This window comes from Levilactobacillus paucivorans, from assembly GCF_001437125.1.
Taxonomy (GTDB): domain Bacteria; phylum Bacillota; class Bacilli; order Lactobacillales; family Lactobacillaceae; genus Levilactobacillus; species Levilactobacillus paucivorans.
In genome coordinates this window covers 141,861-156,990 of record NZ_JQCA01000043.1, presented here as the reverse complement: position 1 = coordinate 156,990, position 15,130 = coordinate 141,861, and the positions used below count along the sequence as shown (strand labels likewise).

16 protein-coding genes are annotated in these 15,130 nt (G+C 49.3%); 6 read left to right on the top strand and 10 right to left on the bottom strand.

Translation table 11 applies throughout. The features are described 5' to 3' along the window. Positions 1–121 precede the first annotated feature (121 nt). The 3 genes from IV54_RS04700 (at position 122) to IV54_RS04695 (ending at position 1,288) form a co-directional block, all read left to right on the top strand. Positions 122–664 carry a hypothetical protein gene (locus IV54_RS04700; RefSeq protein ID WP_057878246.1) on the top strand — a complete coding sequence of 181 codons (543 nt, stop codon included), beginning with the start codon at positions 122–124 and terminating at the stop codon, positions 662–664. Positions 665–737: 73 nt separating this feature from the next. Next, positions 738–905: a hypothetical protein gene (locus tag IV54_RS11695; RefSeq protein ID WP_157054355.1), complete on the top strand. Its 168-nt coding sequence runs from the start codon at positions 738–740 to the stop codon at positions 903–905. A 77-nt stretch (positions 906–982) separates the two neighbouring features. Next, positions 983–1,288, top strand: a complete 306-nt coding sequence (locus IV54_RS04695; RefSeq protein ID WP_057878245.1) for a hypothetical protein — start codon at positions 983–985, stop codon at positions 1,286–1,288. 79 nt (positions 1,289–1,367) lie between these two features. On the opposite strand, the gene IV54_RS04690 is transcribed toward IV54_RS04695, so the two are convergent. The 5 genes from IV54_RS04690 to lepB form a co-directional block, all read right to left on the bottom strand. Beyond that, a complete protein-coding gene (locus tag IV54_RS04690; RefSeq protein WP_057878244.1) occupies positions 1,368–1,907 on the bottom strand; it encodes a TetR/AcrR family transcriptional regulator in 540 nt (179 codons plus the stop codon). 105 nt (positions 1,908–2,012) lie between these two features. Then, positions 2,013–3,344, bottom strand: coding sequence for a C1 family peptidase (locus IV54_RS04685; protein WP_057878243.1), 1,332 nt, complete (start codon positions 3,342–3,344; stop codon positions 2,013–2,015). A 166-nt stretch (positions 3,345–3,510) separates the two neighbouring features. Continuing rightward, complete coding sequence (locus IV54_RS04680) at positions 3,511–3,966, bottom strand: MarR family winged helix-turn-helix transcriptional regulator (protein ID WP_057878242.1); 456 nt, start codon at positions 3,964–3,966, stop codon at positions 3,511–3,513. A 59-nt stretch (positions 3,967–4,025) separates the two neighbouring features. Beyond that, the gene (locus IV54_RS04675; protein ID WP_057878241.1) at positions 4,026–4,697 is read right to left on the bottom strand and encodes a YczE/YyaS/YitT family protein; all 672 of its coding nucleotides are present in this window, start codon (positions 4,695–4,697) and stop codon (positions 4,026–4,028) included. Positions 4,698–4,970: 273 nt separating this feature from the next. Then, entirely contained in the window at positions 4,971–5,555 is a 585-nt protein-coding gene (gene lepB / locus IV54_RS04670) for a signal peptidase I (protein ID WP_057878240.1), read from the bottom strand. Positions 5,556–5,813: 258 nt separating this feature from the next. Here lepB and IV54_RS04665 point away from each other — a divergent pair, with 258 nt between their 5' ends. Both IV54_RS04665 and IV54_RS04660 read left to right on the top strand, forming a co-directional pair. After that, positions 5,814–7,028: a multidrug effflux MFS transporter gene (locus IV54_RS04665; protein WP_057878252.1), complete on the top strand. Its 1,215-nt coding sequence runs from the start codon at positions 5,814–5,816 to the stop codon at positions 7,026–7,028. A gap of 233 nt (positions 7,029–7,261) precedes the next feature. Next, entirely contained in the window at positions 7,262–9,097 is a 1,836-nt protein-coding gene (locus IV54_RS04660; RefSeq protein WP_057878239.1) for a DUF5776 domain-containing protein, read from the top strand. A gap of 44 nt (positions 9,098–9,141) precedes the next feature. Here the strand turns inward: IV54_RS04660 and IV54_RS04655 are convergent, their stop codons facing one another. Continuing rightward, the gene (locus IV54_RS04655) at positions 9,142–10,353 is read right to left on the bottom strand and encodes a phthiocerol/phthiodiolone dimycocerosyl transferase family protein (protein WP_057878238.1); all 1,212 of its coding nucleotides are present in this window, start codon (positions 10,351–10,353) and stop codon (positions 9,142–9,144) included. Between the two features lie 157 nt (positions 10,354–10,510). Here IV54_RS04655 and IV54_RS04650 point away from each other — a divergent pair, with 157 nt between their 5' ends. Next, complete coding sequence (locus IV54_RS04650) at positions 10,511–11,035, top strand: acyl-CoA thioesterase (RefSeq protein WP_057878237.1); 525 nt, start codon at positions 10,511–10,513, stop codon at positions 11,033–11,035. 107 nt (positions 11,036–11,142) lie between these two features. On the opposite strand, the gene IV54_RS04645 is transcribed toward IV54_RS04650, so the two are convergent. The 4 genes from IV54_RS04645 to IV54_RS04630 all read right to left on the bottom strand — a co-directional run bounded on the left by IV54_RS04645 (position 11,143) and on the right by IV54_RS04630 (position 15,078). After that, positions 11,143–12,639 (bottom strand): zinc ribbon domain-containing protein, encoded by a 1,497-nt coding sequence (locus IV54_RS04645; protein WP_057878236.1) that lies wholly within the window; start codon positions 12,637–12,639, stop codon positions 11,143–11,145. Positions 12,640–12,656: 17 nt separating this feature from the next. Next, a complete protein-coding gene (locus IV54_RS04640; protein WP_057878235.1) occupies positions 12,657–13,097 on the bottom strand; it encodes a zinc ribbon domain-containing protein in 441 nt (146 codons plus the stop codon). A gap of 18 nt (positions 13,098–13,115) precedes the next feature. Continuing rightward, on the bottom strand, positions 13,116–14,234 hold the full coding sequence (locus tag IV54_RS04635) for a TcaA second domain-containing protein (protein WP_157054354.1): 1,119 nt from the start codon (positions 14,232–14,234) through the stop codon (positions 13,116–13,118). A 298-nt stretch (positions 14,235–14,532) separates the two neighbouring features. Continuing rightward, a complete protein-coding gene (locus IV54_RS04630; protein WP_057878233.1) occupies positions 14,533–15,078 on the bottom strand; it encodes a GNAT family N-acetyltransferase in 546 nt (181 codons plus the stop codon). Positions 15,079–15,130: the final 52 nt, after the last annotated feature.

The window sequence follows — 15,130 nt, the reverse complement described above, 5'->3', positions numbered from 1 at the left end:
ATTGTGTATAAATATTTGGTTGATTATAAGGCACCTAGGAAAACTTGACACATACATAAAATGGCACCATTTGTACGTTACTGTAAAAACTGTTATCATTTTTAGATGAGGTGATTGGATAATGAAGAAGTCCCGGATGTTCACTGCCACCCTAGGTTTACTGGCGATTTTAACCATTGGCCTAGCGGGTTGCAGCAGTAAGAGTAGTGACTCAGGCAGTACCCAACAAGCAAGCTTTAAAAACAAAACCACTAAGAAGGCTGACGTGAAGTCTACCCTGACTCAGTCCAAACAACTTTGGTATGTGACCGGTTCGGTCAACGCCAAGAGCAATTCTGGCCTAGAAGCCTACAAGTTTAACAAGGACGGCAAGGTCACCGTCTACAACGTTAATAAGTTCTACAAGACTTTCAGCGCGGCTAAGAAGGCCGATGCCCTCAACAAAGAAGGCACGTTGGCCACGACGTTTAAGACCAAGGGTCAAAAAACTGAAATCTCCTTTAAGGGGAAGCTGTCGGATATTCCGATGACCCAGAAGTTTACGGTTAAGACGACCCTGACGGGCAAGAACAAGGCAACCCACTTGAAGGTTGCCGGCTATCACATCGCCCGTGACGTCGACGAAGACGTGACGAAGGCCGTGTTGGTTAAGGTTGCTGAATAACCAATGAATCATTGAGCCCGGGATGTTTCCGGGCTTTTTTCGTGACTGAGATCGCAGGAGGTGCCCCATTAAAATGCAAAAATTATTGGCCTGGATCGGTGGCGTTGTGGTTACGGGGAGCATCCTCGCCTACGAATACTATCGCCATCTGGGAATCATCCCCATGTTGGAAACGGTCGTTCTCGGAATCGCCGCTGTTCTCAGCATCTTACACCTGTTGAGCTATTGGCACCGGCGTTAATGCTGTTTCACGTGGAACAGGTTGGCTGACAGGGCCGCCCCTTTGGGTTATGATGAGTCAAAGGAGTGTGATTGCTGATGTTAAAGCATAAACTGATAACAGATGTTGCCGAACCACTAGCCACTCACCACGATGATATGAAAGCCCTCGTGACTGAGAATCCTTGGCTGATCCCCGCGACCCTGTTCATGGAAGTTCTGCCCGCCACGGTAATTATTCACGGTTATTGGAAGACTCGTCAACTCAAGAAGCAACTCCAAATCGAACGAGAACGTACGAAGCAGCTCCAGCTGGAACAACTTAACCAGCTACGTCCCGGCCACCACGCCGATGATCGCCCTCGGCCACTAGCTCATCACCGGCCATTCCATCACGATAGTTAAACCTAAAATCAAATCAAAAATCGGTCAACAGCCCTGGGTAACAACAGGTGGTGTTGACCGATTTTAATTTACGCCCCGACTACAGACCCTTTTCGATTAACCGCCAGATAGCGTCAAACCGATCCCCATAGTCCGGGTCGTTCCACGTTTCCTTAAAACTCGGTACCGTGAAGATGGCAAAGGCCGACATAATCGCCTCGGCTTTTAAATGAGTCGGATCGTCATAGCCCATGATGTCATTGATCTGGGCGTAGGAACCTTGAAGCAACTCGCGTAAAACCAACGGCCGTTCGTCGATATATTTGGTATTCAACGCGAACATCCTCGGGTCCTGATTATAGATGTTCTTTTTAAGCGTCACGAACTGCCACAACCAGTCCCGCAACGCTAACTTGGAATTTTCCGTCTGTTGCGTCACGTCAATCTGATTAAAAACTTCGGTGGTAAACCATTTCGTCAAAACGGCCGTCCAGAGTTCATCTTTATTTTTAAAATGCTTATAGAGCGCCGGATGCGTAATGTCTAATTTCTCAGCCAGCTTAGCGAGGGTCACCGTTTCATTATTTTTTAAAAGCGCCTCGGCCGTTTTAATAATGGTGTCATTAGTTACACGGGCCATCCTGTCACCTTCTTAATCTTTTCCATTTAGTGTAGCACAATCGACATCCCTCTCCCCAGCAAAAAACGATAATCACCAGACACTCGGCGATTATCGTTTTATTGACTATTGTAAGGAATCCCAAGCAGGCAAAACCTCTGGCGTCGTGGCCAACAAAGCTTGTTGGTCAGCGGTCAGGAAGCGTTTGTGCACGACGACTTCGTAGACGAAATCATCCATCCACTCGTCGGTCATGACAAAGTACCCTTTGTCGCCGTTCTTCTCGCCCCAACTGTTTTCAACTTTCCAGCGGGTCGATTCATCATCAACCAGGTCAACCCCGGTCAAGGTCATCGCGTGGGTCACCTCGGCCTCATGGGTAGCGAGACGGTCAGCTTTACTCAGACTCAGATCAACCCCGAAGAGTTCCGCCGTCCGATAAAGTTGGCTATCGAGGAAGCCTCGTTCCCGACTCATCTGTTGGAGGACATCATTCCCAAACCACACGGCTTCTCCGGCTTGGAGTTTCGCACTGGCGGCTTTCTTCAACACGTCCATCGGTTCGTTGAGGAAGGTAATGTTCTTCCCACCAACGACGTTATCCTGGCTAGGCAGGCTGTAGAAGTGATCAAAAGGCTTGTCAGGTGAGTTGGACAGCACCACGTAGTCATCTAAGTCGACGTCGAAGTACTGGTCGAAGAAGTCCTTAGGCGTGAGGCCCGGAACTCGGTGGTAACCTTGCTTGTCATCTTTGTATTCTAAATCAAAGGTGGTTGGTGGTTCACCGAAGGCATAGGCCGCCATCCGGTAAACTTCTTTCAAGGCTGCCTTCCGGGCGGCTGCAATGTCAGCCTCACTGGCATCATCGGCAACTAACTGGCGAAGATGTAAGGCATCCTTGCGCAGCTTCAAGTTTAAGGCCGCTGCAAAGGCCGTGGTGTTGTTGGCACTGAAGGATTCTGGCATGACGCTGGTAGGCACCACTCCGTACTTTTGAACCAGTGCCGCACCCATGGCCCATTGGCCACCGTCATCGTCGGGACGGCTCAGGTAGTAGGCCACCTCGCGGTCATCAAGAGGCCGGTCAGCTGTTTTCAAAATGTTGGCGTAGAACATATTGGCCCGTTCTACTTTATCCCAGAAGAAAAGGTAACTCTGAGATAATTCGAAGTCTTTTACGTTGTATTGGGCCGCGAATTGGTGGCGAATCGTGTTTAATACGGAGAAGAGCCAGCAACGACCAGAGTGTTTCTGGTTGGCGACTTTCCCGGTATCGAGTTCAACGGAAAAGGTCCGGTTTAATCGCGTGACAGCTTGTGGATCCTCAGCAGCCGCTAAGACCCCGTTTTTAATGACGGCGCGCCCAATGACATCGTGAGCGGGTTGTGTCTGTAAATCAGCATGTAAGGCCGCAATTTCGGCCGCCGTTAAAGGATAATTCGTTTGCGTTTCTGGCATAAAATAACTCCTCTCTCCTGTTTCATGAGAAATCTCATGAAAATCTCATAATAAAGCATGAATTCATTCTACCGCTTTCCGGTAGCGGACGCAACGGGGAGTTATCTCTAAAAAAGTGGGAAAACAAAAGAGACCCGGACAGCTGTCCCAGTCCCCCTACTACAACTTAATCTTGATCCGTGACCGTTTCATTAGCCACAGCCTGTAAGGCCACTTGCCGAATAGCCGCAACCAGTTTATCATGCTGGTCCGTTGGAAATTTCGCCAGCAGGTCATCGGCCACCGTCTGCCGCAGGCGTAAGATATCGGGATAAATCCGCTTCCCCCGTTTGGTCAGGGACAACTCGTAGACGCGTTTATCCGCCTTAGACTGTCGCTTACGGACATAGCCCAGGTCTACCAACTGGTTGACCGCCCGCGTCACATTACTGGGATTCAGGTAGGTCATACTGATTAACTTGTCCTGCGTCAGGCGAGGCTGCTCGTACAATCTCAAAATATAATAATACAGACTGGCATTCAACCGATACGGCTGTAAACACCGGTCTAGTGCGATTCTCGTATAGCGGTTGGCAATCGACAACCACTTAATAATATCCGAATCATTCCTCGTGGTAGCCAATGCCACCACCTCCCTTACTCTAATTACGTGCGCAAGCATATTCTAAATATCCTTAAAAGTCAAGCTGCTGAATGGGGCGTCATCCCCGTCGATTTCGTCTGAAAATTATGATGGAGCCGCGGCCAAACGAGGCGATCTGCCAGGCCAATCAGGACCCCATTGAAGAGTAACGTAAACAGCGTTCCCCAGTTAACAGCATACAATTGATGGGTATTCAGCCAACTCACCAGAATAATCACGACCGGTGGCGTAAAGCTCAACAGTTGCGCCTTCACAACATTCCCATGACAATACAGGAATCGAAGAATATTGGTGGTATCGTCGTTAGGATGCATCACCAAGTTGGCCCGCTGATAGAGCGAAATAGCCGTACAGAAGATACAAATCCCAGTAAGGGCCAGCAACAGGCGAACCCCTGCATTCAATCGCATGATGCCCAGCCGATCGAAGAGCCCAACGAAGAGATCCACGAATGAACTGAAGAAGAGAATGAACCCAATCTCCCCAAATAGGCGACGGGGATCCCAACGACGAATCAGAAATTGATTGGCGACCGCCGCTAGACTACTAATAATGGCGATCCATAGGCCGACACTGCCGCCGAGCCAGTGACTCAAGTTAACCTCAGACGCTGTCCAAGGGCTCGTTCCCATGTTCGAGGCTACCGAGAGACCGTTGCCAAAGGCATTGACCACTAATCCCAGGATCAGCGCCAGCCAACGTTGTTGCATTGAATTTTTAATGACGACTCATCTCCAACTTTCAAAACTTTTATGCGATTAGTTTAGTCCCGCTATTGGCTTGACGTAAAGGGTAAAACCAAAAAGAGTGGGAAAAAACGCGGTTAGTCAATGAGCATTAACGTCGATAGACGAATAATCTCGGTCTTGGATTGTTTATCTATCGGGGTTAAATGGAGTTGACTGCCTGTTGTCCCACGTTTCGACTATAGATATTCAAAACGCAAAAAGGTCCCGAGACTTTTGTCTCAGGACCTTCTAATTTTAGTAAGCCAGTGAATTCACATTGGCCCGTTTCGTCTTGCTAGAAGCCCAGACTGGCACCTTAACCACGCCTAAGACCTTATCTTTCTTGACAAAGCCCCAGTAACGAGAATCGTTGGAAACACTCCGGTGATCCCCTAAGACAAAGTACCGACCCTTAGGCACAACCGTGGTCCCACTGCCCCAGTGATAGGTCTTCTGCAAGCTAGCCAGCGTCCAATTCCCAGTGCCGGCAGTTCGTTCACTATCGCTGATGAAAGACTGTTTAATCTTCTTGTTATTAACGTAAATGTACCCGTTTTTGCTGCTAACCTTGTCACCAGGTAAACCAATGACCCGCTTGACATAGTTGGTTTTAACCTTGGCCGAAGGATCTTCACCATGGGCATCGAAAACGATGACACTCAGGTGTTTGACCTTGGATTGCTTCAAAGCAAAGACCTTTTCGTTGTTATTCAGGTTGGGCTCCATGGAAGGCCCATCCACTCTGACACGGGTAAAGACAAATGCTTTCAGTGCTCCAGCAATGGCTAACCCAATAATGATGGGGATGAGCCAACTGGCAACTTCCTTTAAGACTTTCATACTGGCACTCCTTATTTCTCAACTAGTTTATATTTGTTATCATCATACACCACTCCGGGAACTTGTCCCATCTCCCAGTTTAGCGGTCGCTTCTAATCTTACCATTTACACGGAAAAAATACCCCCGCTTTCCGCGAATTTAATCCATTTGATATGGAATTGCCAACTGACCGTAAGAACCACCTTGCAAATTCCCGAATTTCCGTCAATAATGAAGCATACGTGCCAACTTACATACTAACCACGACTTACTATGATATGAAAGGGCTGACCTATTTGAATCCTACTCTTACACGGCGCCGCCAACTCTGGCTGACCCTCCTCTTAGGGACAGTCAGTGCGACCGGTCCGTTGGCTATTGACCTCTATCTGCCGGCCCTGCCCCAGATGCGTACCCAATTCGGCACCAGCGCCTCGCTCATGCAGCTCAGCATCACGGCCTGCCTGATTGGTCTGGCCTTGGGCCAACTCATTGCCGGCCCCCTATCGGACCAATATGGACGACGGCGGCCACTCATCGCGGGCTTCATTATCTTCGGCCTGGTCTCGCTGGCTATGGCCTTTATTCAGTCGATTACGTTACTTATTATTCTCCGCTTCATTCAAGGATTAGCCGGGGCAACCGGCCAGGTCATGGCTAGAGCCGTGGCCCGCGACCTCTTCTCGGGGAAACGGCTGACCCGCTTCTATGCCCTGCTCAATACGGTGAATGGGGTGTTCCCCATCATTGCTCCAATTATCGGGGGCTTTATGATTCACTACGTAGACTGGCAAGCCATCTTCATGTTATTGGCCGGAATTGGATGGGTCATTGCGTTGGCTGTCGCCTTAGGACTCAAGGAATCTCTGCCAGTTGACCAGCGTCAAACTGGTGGCTTCCACGCCTCACTGACGTCGATGGCCCAGCTGGTGGTCAAACCCGCCTTCTGGCCGTTGATTCTCGCAACTGGCCTGGTCTACGGGGCCCTCTTCAGTTACATCTCGGCTTCGACGTTTGTCTTTCAAACGGGCTTCGGTATGGCCCCGCAGATGTTTAGTCTCCTGTATGCCTTTCATGGCCTGGGAATCGTCGTCGGCAGTAACCTGCCAGGACAGTTGGCCAAACGCTTCACCAATCGCCAACAGGTGACGCTCTTCCTATCACTTGCCTCTGGGTTCAGTGCGCTACTAGTGGGGACCTTGCTATTTCCAGCCAACGTCTGGGTCGTCAGCGTCTTCATTCTGATTCTAGTCGTCCTCATCGGAGCACTTCTGACCCTCACGGTAACCCTCATCATGGACCGTGCCACCAGCAATGCTGGTGGGGCCTCAGCCGTGATTGGTTTGGCGCAGAACGCCTGTGGGGGTCTCGCATCCCCATTGGTCGGCCTATCCGGTCAATCCTACGCGGCCATGGCTATCATGCTCTTCGTTTGTTCCGAAGGGGCCTTGGGTCTGGTCACTTATCAAGAAAAACATACACCGGAAGTTTAACAATTTTATGAAATAACTCCCCGAACGATCACCGATTGGTGGTCGTTTTTTATTGGTTGGATGACCGTTTCTAAACGTCATTAGTCACCACTGCCCAATTATGTAAATTGAATTTGTGAACTAAATCACGATATCGGAATTTATCGTTAATCATGTGTTATGATGAATGGTGTAAGCGCTTTATTTATTGCTACTATTTATTCATTTAAAAGATAGGATTGAGGGAGATCTCTATGAAAGCATGGTTAAAGTTTCGGGCACTTTTCTTGAGCCTCGGCATTATTCTCGGCATCTTCAGTTTGTTTTTGATTGCCACACCGCTCCCAGTCAAGGCTGCCACGGACCCCGACTATGCGGGGGTCATGACTCGTCAAAATGCCAGTGGGATCCCGGTTTCTTGGACGTTAACGGATGGGATACTAACTCTAAATAGTGGATTTCTAGGCGATTATGACAATAATTCTGTGGCCACTAGCACGAGCGGCCAACTCATTAAAAACCTAAAAAATTCGACCATGACTGGTGGAACATCTCTGCCAGTTGACGAAGACGGTCATCCAGTAACTAGTCTGGTTGGCACTGACTTCACTGACATGATTGATGCTATTACCAAAATCGAGTTAGCCGGTCCCATTCATTTAGGATTTAAGGGAAATAGCGATGGCAACTACGCCAGCTACCTCTTTGCGGGACTGCCCAACGTCAAGACCTATAGTGGCCTAGACAATCTTGACCTCTCTGCCGTAGACGGTACAACTGGACTCCAGTACATGTTTGCCAACAATCCCAGTCTAGTCACCTTTACGGCCCCAAAATTTAACGTCACGGCGGATCATACTATTAACGATATGTTTGCCGGCGATAGCTCACTAATATATGTTGATCTCTCCCAAATGGCTACTCAAAATATCACCACTTGTATGGGCTTATTTCAGGAAAACACCGCACTGGAAACAGCTAACCTAGCTAACTTTGGTGTATCCCCAACCATTGCTGCCGCAACTTCGGGCATGTTTGCCGGAACCGACAAGTTACGTCATCTTACCTTGAGCCCCCAGATTCACTTCGGAACCTCACTCTTGACGCGACCTGATTTAACACCAGACTTTCTACCGCAAACCGACTTCACCGGCACCTGGCAAGCCGTGGGTTCTGGCAAGGTCGACTTCATTAACAACGACCCGACTCAGGGCTACCTCAACTACAATCCCCAAGGAGAAAAAGATATTACTACCGATGACCTCCTGAGTCGTTATCCCGCAAGCGGATCTGACATTACCACCAATGTCACCTACGTCTGGCAGCCCGTTACGCCAATCATTGCGCCCGTCTCACCAGGGACATCAATACCAGAGGCTGATCCGGACCAGGGCGTTGACCTGGCTCCCTACGACGTCGTTGCCACACACAAGATTGGCCTGTATCGAACCAGCAACTTCACGGCGGCTTCCCGTCTACATTGGTTTGCCAAAAAGCCCCAGATGAAGCGCCCCACCTTTACCATTATTGGCACGGCAACTTCCGTCAACGGCAATCCACGCTACCAAGTTCGCGATACCAACCGGGGGTCCAATACTTATGGCAAGACCGGTTACATCACCGCCAAACCGACATTTGTTACGCCCAAATTTATTCAAAAGACCCCGGATCACATTACCGTGATCGCTATTAAGAGAATCAATGGCTATAACAATGCCCAGCTCGCTAAGAAACAGATTCACTATACCCAAGGGACAGTTCTCACAGTTAAACAGGTTATTACCACGGGGCACGTGACCCGCTTCCGTTTGACAAATGGTCACTACATCACCGCTAACCGCCGGCTGGTCACGACTAGCCAAGTTAAGATGCCAACGAAGGTTAGAAACACGGCCACTATCAATCGCTACACCAATGCCAATCTAACCACCCGTAACCATCACTACTCGCGCAAGGCTCCTCACGTGTTCACGGTTCTCGGTTGGGACTACTCCCAGGGTTCGAGCGCCAAGGTTGGTGGTACGTTGCGTTACCGCGTTGCCGGTGGGTACATTACCAGCAATCCTAAACTCGTCACGACACTTAAGTAATAAAAATCAGTCTAGCCGCTAAGTTTCACCGGTTAGACTGATTTTTAATTTTCCTGGCCCCACTGTGTGAGCTGAGCCACCATGTTCTTTAAAATTTTAATGCCCAGTTGATAATCTGGCTCAGACCCGACCATTCGAAAGGCCAATGTCCAGGCGTTGTGATAGGCGCTCACGGTTAGCTGGAAGTGTGGCATCGTCTTGTAGGCGCCGGCAAAGTAAATCTGCGTGACCGCAATGTCACCAAAACTGAGCCGTGTCTGGTCCACGTGACCGAAGTTAGCAAACGAGACTGCCCCGGGCTGGCGGCGTTTAGCGGCCAGCCGCCGTATCATTTCCGGTGAGAAGGCGCGATTCAACCGTCTGATTTCCATCAAAGGCAATAGGTAGGCCCGCGACTGGCGTAGGTCGCTGATCGTCTGTTGGGTCCGCTGTGCCAACGTCGCCAAGGTATCGCCATCACTCACCGTCAATGGGATTGGCATTTCACCAGTCAGGTTGGCCACCTGAACCACGTTAGCGGCCGCTACCGGCCCCTGAAGGCGCAGATCCACCTGATAAGGGATGACCAGCTTGCGTTCACCTGTAAGGGCAAACAGCGCCAAGGCATACGCCGATAACAAGACGGCGTTCATCGTGACCCCCTGCTGGCGGGCTCGTTGTCGCAGGCGTTTACTAGTGGCCCGGGGAATCAGGGCCTCGCCTCGGTGATGGTGCACATCCCCAGCGAGTTCCGGCATCGCCTTCTGACTCGCTAAAGCGAGATCGGCGAGTCGCCCGCGGTCCGGCCGCCGTAAATGCGTCAAGATGCGGCGACTACTGCGTTCATTCACAAAGTTTGATAAATCTGTCCCATCATAGGCCGCTGCTAGCAGATACAGGTAGTGTTTAAAACCCTCCCCATCCGTCAACAAGCGACTCATCAACAACCGTAGCTGATCGTAGTCTCCGTGATGGATGACCTGAATCTTCAGTTGGGGGCCGTGCAACACATCCAGTCGCCCACGACCAGGGTCGTGACTCGCCGTAAATTCTTCAATCACCTGGTCACTAGCCAAGCCATCAACTTCAAACCGATTCTTCCGTAAGTTATACCGTCCCAGGACTTGGGGAACGACCGTCTGGGTTGCCACAACCGCGGCCTTTAACCGATCAACATCAACTGACTGCATCAGACTCAACGTACATTCCAGTAACGGATAAGTCTGGGCCACGTCAAAAGTGGGCAGTAAGTCCATTGGTTCACCACGATAATTCAAACGATCACCCCTCCATCCTTAATTACGCTAAGTATAGCAAACTGGCCCCTGCCAACCCTACAAGTTCGTCTAGATATTGCGAAAAATTAATAATCCTGTAACGTGGCGGTCTGTTACACTGAAGGCATAACTAAATTCAGATGAGGTGACTGCTTCTATGGCTGATTCAAGAGCATCCGTATCCTGTAACGCAACACTTATTATGACCACCCACCGGGTCTTTCAACCCGATTTAAACGAGCACCAGTCCGTTTTTGGTGGCAAGATTTTATCGTTGGTTGATGATAGTGCCTCAGTGGCCGCCGTTCGTCTAACCCATAAGACCGTTGTGACGGCCTCGTTTGACCACGTCAGCTTTCTCCAGCCCTTTCATCTCGATGACTCCATGATTCTGACCGCTTACGTCACCGGCACCGGGACCCGCTCCCTGGAAGTCTTTGTCAAAATTGTCGGGGAAAACCTGACCACCGGCGAACGCTTCGTGGGCTTCACCTGCTTCATTACCTATGTTATTGACGATCGAAGTGTCACCACGCCATTGCCTGGGATAACACCGGTTACCGCAGAACAGCGCTACATCTGTTCCGGCTACGGCCATCGTCATGATCAGCGCGCCATCCGCCGTCAGGAACAGCGTGACCTCAATAGCCACGTGACGACCGACTCCCCGTGGACCGAATAATGTTTCATGTGAAACAACTGGTACTAAAAAATCGGCTGGCCGAATGCCAACCGATTTTTTAATTCAATGAGATCAACGCCCTGACTGATTAGTCATGGTATCTCGCCTTATTCGTCTTCATGCCGGTCATCAGTCTTAACCGCATGACCATACTTCACCAGCTCATAGTTTTGTGACGTATCATCATCGCCGGCTGGCTGAATCGTTGCGGTATATTGGAAGTCCTGAACGTGGTCATAATCATAGTCGGTCAATCCAAAGGTATATTCAACGGTAAAGACCACTTCACTTGTCCCATTCGGCCCTGGCTTGACAGATGACACACTGGTATCCATGTCAATCGTATCGAGATCATCATTATCATAGTAACCCTTGGCCATCTTTTTCAAGTCCGCGTAGTGAGCATTGTTCTCCCCATTCACGAAGAAGTCTGACATCGCATCACCATCATCATCGGTAGCGTCGCTCATATCGCCACTTCGCGAAAGGTTTCCAGCCGCTTCAAATAAGTTAGAAATGAAATCATCCGCATCATCTTCGCTCATCAGGTCCTTATAATCTAAGTCGACTGAACTCTGATCGTCGTCCTTGTGTAACTTGATGGTTGAAGTGGTGGCCTTCCCGGCACTAGACGTGTAGGCCGCATAGACACTCATATCGGACGTCCACGGTTCATCTTTAATCTGATACGTCCCCGAACTGTCCGCCGTTCCAGTTTTCTTGCCATTCAGGTAAATCGAAGAGCCAGGAACCGTATCCAATTCCACCGAAATCGTCGTCAATTGCAAATCGTACGTTTGACTCCTGGTAATGTGATAATCACTACTATTGGTCAGATTATGACCACCAATTTTTCCTTTGGACTGTAGGTGGTATTCACCCGGAACCATCGCGGGAAGCTTCTTTGTAAACTCATCGCTTGTGGCCGTTGCGATTTTCTTATTATCTAACGTAATGACGTTACCCGTATGATTCGTGGTGACAGTCGGATAAACCGGACTCACACTAATCTGATACTTCGGGAAGAACAAAAGATGATGGCCCTTTTGTTCGTACACAAAGTTGCCATCCGCGCTACGACCACTCGCCGTTAAATCTGCCTTCAATTTACTTAAGGCCCGTGCATGATCGGAATAGTACCGGTTAATTGGCAATAATTTTGCTTTGCTCAAGGTCAGGTCTGAACTGGCACTACTAAAGTCATCTGTCAGATGTTTGCCACTCTTGATATCACTAATCGTTCGATTCAAAGTCGCGGCGCGTGAATAATGTTGGCTCCCCCAAACAACGAAGCCTACCAGTACAGCTACTGCCACACCCACACTCACCGCAATTTGTGTTTTCTTCTTAGACCAAGGCTGCCGCGGCGCACGACTGGTCCGCTGTTGCGGTGTTACCTGCTGAGATTGCGTTTGCTGTGGTTGTGTGCTCTGTTGGCTCTGGCTTGGTTGTGTTGGGTCGCCCTGCGCCAATTGGAGATTGTACCCACAGTTTTCACAGAACGTGTCAGTCGCCGAGACTGGTTGCCCACAGTTGGGACAGAAATTTGTTGTCACACCGCCAGGTTGATTATTAGCTGGTGCTGCGTAATTCGTCAAATGCATCATGAAATCCTCCAATATTAATGCTGAGTATCAACAATTAAAGCTTCGCCGTATAGGCAGAGTTGACTAGGTTGCATCGGTTCTGGCTGAATGGAAACCCGCGTCACACCCGCATAACCTTTCGCCAGCAGTAAGCCGTAAACGTGTTTCATGAGGTCTTCCCAAGCCGCCTTAGCCCCGGCACGAGGCGTAACCGCGCTCTCCGCGAAGACTAACCCTGCCGACCGATAGCCAGCTGGAATATCACGACCCGCCGTAATTTTGAAATTCTTAGTTTGTGCCACTTCATCAGGCGTCAGTTCCAAATCAAACAACGGCACTGTCTGGTCAGCTGCATGGGGGATCAGGGCATATTCATCAGCCGAAGATAAGCTCGTGCCACACTTTAAACAGAAGTTCGCATCCCCGACGTTGGGATTCCCGCATTTGGAACAGATACGATAATAAGTTTGCTTCATTCGAAGACCTTCCTTCCCTTAATCATTGAAGTCGACCTCTTCAAATTTACCTTTAGATGAGTCATATTCAGCCAAAATATCGTGAATATCATCGTAACGATAAGTACTGTCATGATCACCAGAATCAGCGTCGTATAGCTTAATTTCAGTCACATGCGGCTGCGGTGTCGATTCTTTATAGGTATAGTCGTCCGTGTCCAGATCATCATTTTCACTCAATTCATCTAATGCGGTTTGTGCTTCGATCGATAAGTCATCGTAACTATCACTCGAATCCGAATCATCGTTATTCGTTGTGTTGTCTTCAACCTTACCGCCAGTCGCATCCGTTACGGTTGACTCATCTTCATTCTCATTTACCACGTCATGACCGCCCTTAGCGGCTTGAACAATTAAATCAATATGTTTATTGATCGTATTACCCGCTACTAAATCGGCCGTTGCACTTTTGTGAACACGTCCACCTGATAATTTAAACGTATATTGCCCAGGGAACAATGGACCAGCTTTATAGGAATAATGATCATTCTTAGTGGTAACCAACGCCTTCCCATTAGCTAGCAACGTTGCGTTAGCCACGTTACTCGTCAAAACCGGATGCATGGTCGTCACTTCTAATTTATAAACTGGAAAAACCAAGAAGTTATGACCAGCTGTTTCCAATTTAAACGTGTGGTCCCGCGTCTCGCCTGACTTTTGCAGGTCAGCCTTCATCGCCTTCACGTAGTTCGGATGCTTCCGGGCATAATTGAAGAAGGGTTGCACCGTATCGCCATCAATCTTTAGATTTGGATTATCACTAACCATCTTTTTGGCGAAATCGTTGCTCTGGTTGTCCGTAATATAATCCGTAATTGTGGCAATCTGTCTTTCCTTACCCGCTTGCTTATTGTAGAAAGAGCCAGCAAGTACGATGACCACAATCACAGCGACGGCAAGAATACACCAGATCCCGCGACTGAGCCATTTAGACTTCTTTTTCTCCGGTGTCGTGGACGGCCTATCCTTGTGATGTCGGCGTTCTTGACGCGTCTCGGTGGGCGGCGTTACCGGGGACGTCCGTAAGTCAAAACCACAATTCTCACAGAAAATACTATCGGACCTCACCGGGTGATGACAATTCGGACAAGTCTTCAATAGAGTTCACTCCTCGAAGTGGGGTATCAGGTTTTTAAACCAACAGTCGCTCACATACCGTAATCTTGCTGCTCTGCCGCGGCCAATAAGACGAATCAACGTTAGACTTCATCTGCTATAAATAGGCAGACATTTGCCACCCAACACCCTACTATTTTATTAAGTTTTTGCTATGTTTATTATTATACGCTAATACCTATTTAGTAAAAGGACTGTTTAATAAATCAGCTTATAAGTCGGCGACACTTACCTTATCTCGACTAAAAACCCTCGCAGACTTCATTCTGCGAGGGTTCTCTTATTGCTGACGTTGTCGCCACTCATCAACCAGAATGCCATACTGATAGAGATCCAACCACTGACCATCTTGAAAAACGGCCTCACGATTGATGCCTTCTCGGACAAACCCTACCGCGGCGTACGCGTGAATTGCGGGAAAATTATTGGCATTGACGTTTAGGGTCACCTTGTGGAGGCCCAACTCGTTGAAGGCAAATGACAGGATGGTATCGAGCGTATCGGTCCCAAAGCCTTGACCGCGATCGCTGGCCACCGGCAGGGCAATCCCGAGATCGGCCCGCCGGTTCTTGAACTGGACGTCATCAAGAATGACCCACCCCAACAAGCCATCGTCGGCATTTGCCCGCACCATAAAGAAGAACTTATCATCACGGTCGGGTTCAGCCGCCAATTCCGCGTATTCCGCGGCCGTCCACGGATGAAAGGCATCTGCGGATAAATTTCGCAGTAACCCCGGCTCCCACTGCGTGTCCTGGAGCCATTCGGCATCCCCATCTCGCATTTCAGTTAAATGAACCAATTGTCCTTGAACCACATCTTTCATCCGACAGACCTCCCATTTCTTTGCTCTAACTCTACCATAGACCCTCATGACG

Coding starts and splice junctions, on each gene's coding strand:
- IV54_RS04700 (WP_057878246.1), top strand. CDS start 122: ATGAAGAAGTCCCGGATGTTCACTGCCACCCTAGGTTTACTGGCGATT.
- IV54_RS11695 (WP_157054355.1), top strand. CDS start 738: ATGCAAAAATTATTGGCCTGGATCGGTGGCGTTGTGGTTACGGGGAGC.
- IV54_RS04695 (WP_057878245.1), top strand. CDS start 983: ATGTTAAAGCATAAACTGATAACAGATGTTGCCGAACCACTAGCCACT.
- IV54_RS04690 (WP_057878244.1), bottom strand. CDS start 1,907: ATGGCCCGTGTAACTAATGACACCATTATTAAAACGGCCGAGGCGCTT.
- IV54_RS04685 (WP_057878243.1), bottom strand. CDS start 3,344: ATGCCAGAAACGCAAACGAATTATCCTTTAACGGCGGCCGAAATTGCG.
- IV54_RS04675 (WP_057878241.1), bottom strand. CDS start 4,697: ATGCAACAACGTTGGCTGGCGCTGATCCTGGGATTAGTGGTCAATGCC.
- lepB (WP_057878240.1), bottom strand. CDS start 5,555: ATGAAAGTCTTAAAGGAAGTTGCCAGTTGGCTCATCCCCATCATTATT.
- IV54_RS04665 (WP_057878252.1), top strand. CDS start 5,814: ATGAAAGGGCTGACCTATTTGAATCCTACTCTTACACGGCGCCGCCAA.
- IV54_RS04660 (WP_057878239.1), top strand. CDS start 7,262: ATGAAAGCATGGTTAAAGTTTCGGGCACTTTTCTTGAGCCTCGGCATT.
- IV54_RS04650 (WP_057878237.1), top strand. CDS start 10,511: ATGGCTGATTCAAGAGCATCCGTATCCTGTAACGCAACACTTATTATG.
- IV54_RS04645 (WP_057878236.1), bottom strand. CDS start 12,639: ATGCATTTGACGAATTACGCAGCACCAGCTAATAATCAACCTGGCGGT.
- IV54_RS04640 (WP_057878235.1), bottom strand. CDS start 13,097: ATGAAGCAAACTTATTATCGTATCTGTTCCAAATGCGGGAATCCCAAC.
- IV54_RS04630 (WP_057878233.1), bottom strand. CDS start 15,078: ATGAAAGATGTGGTTCAAGGACAATTGGTTCATTTAACTGAAATGCGA.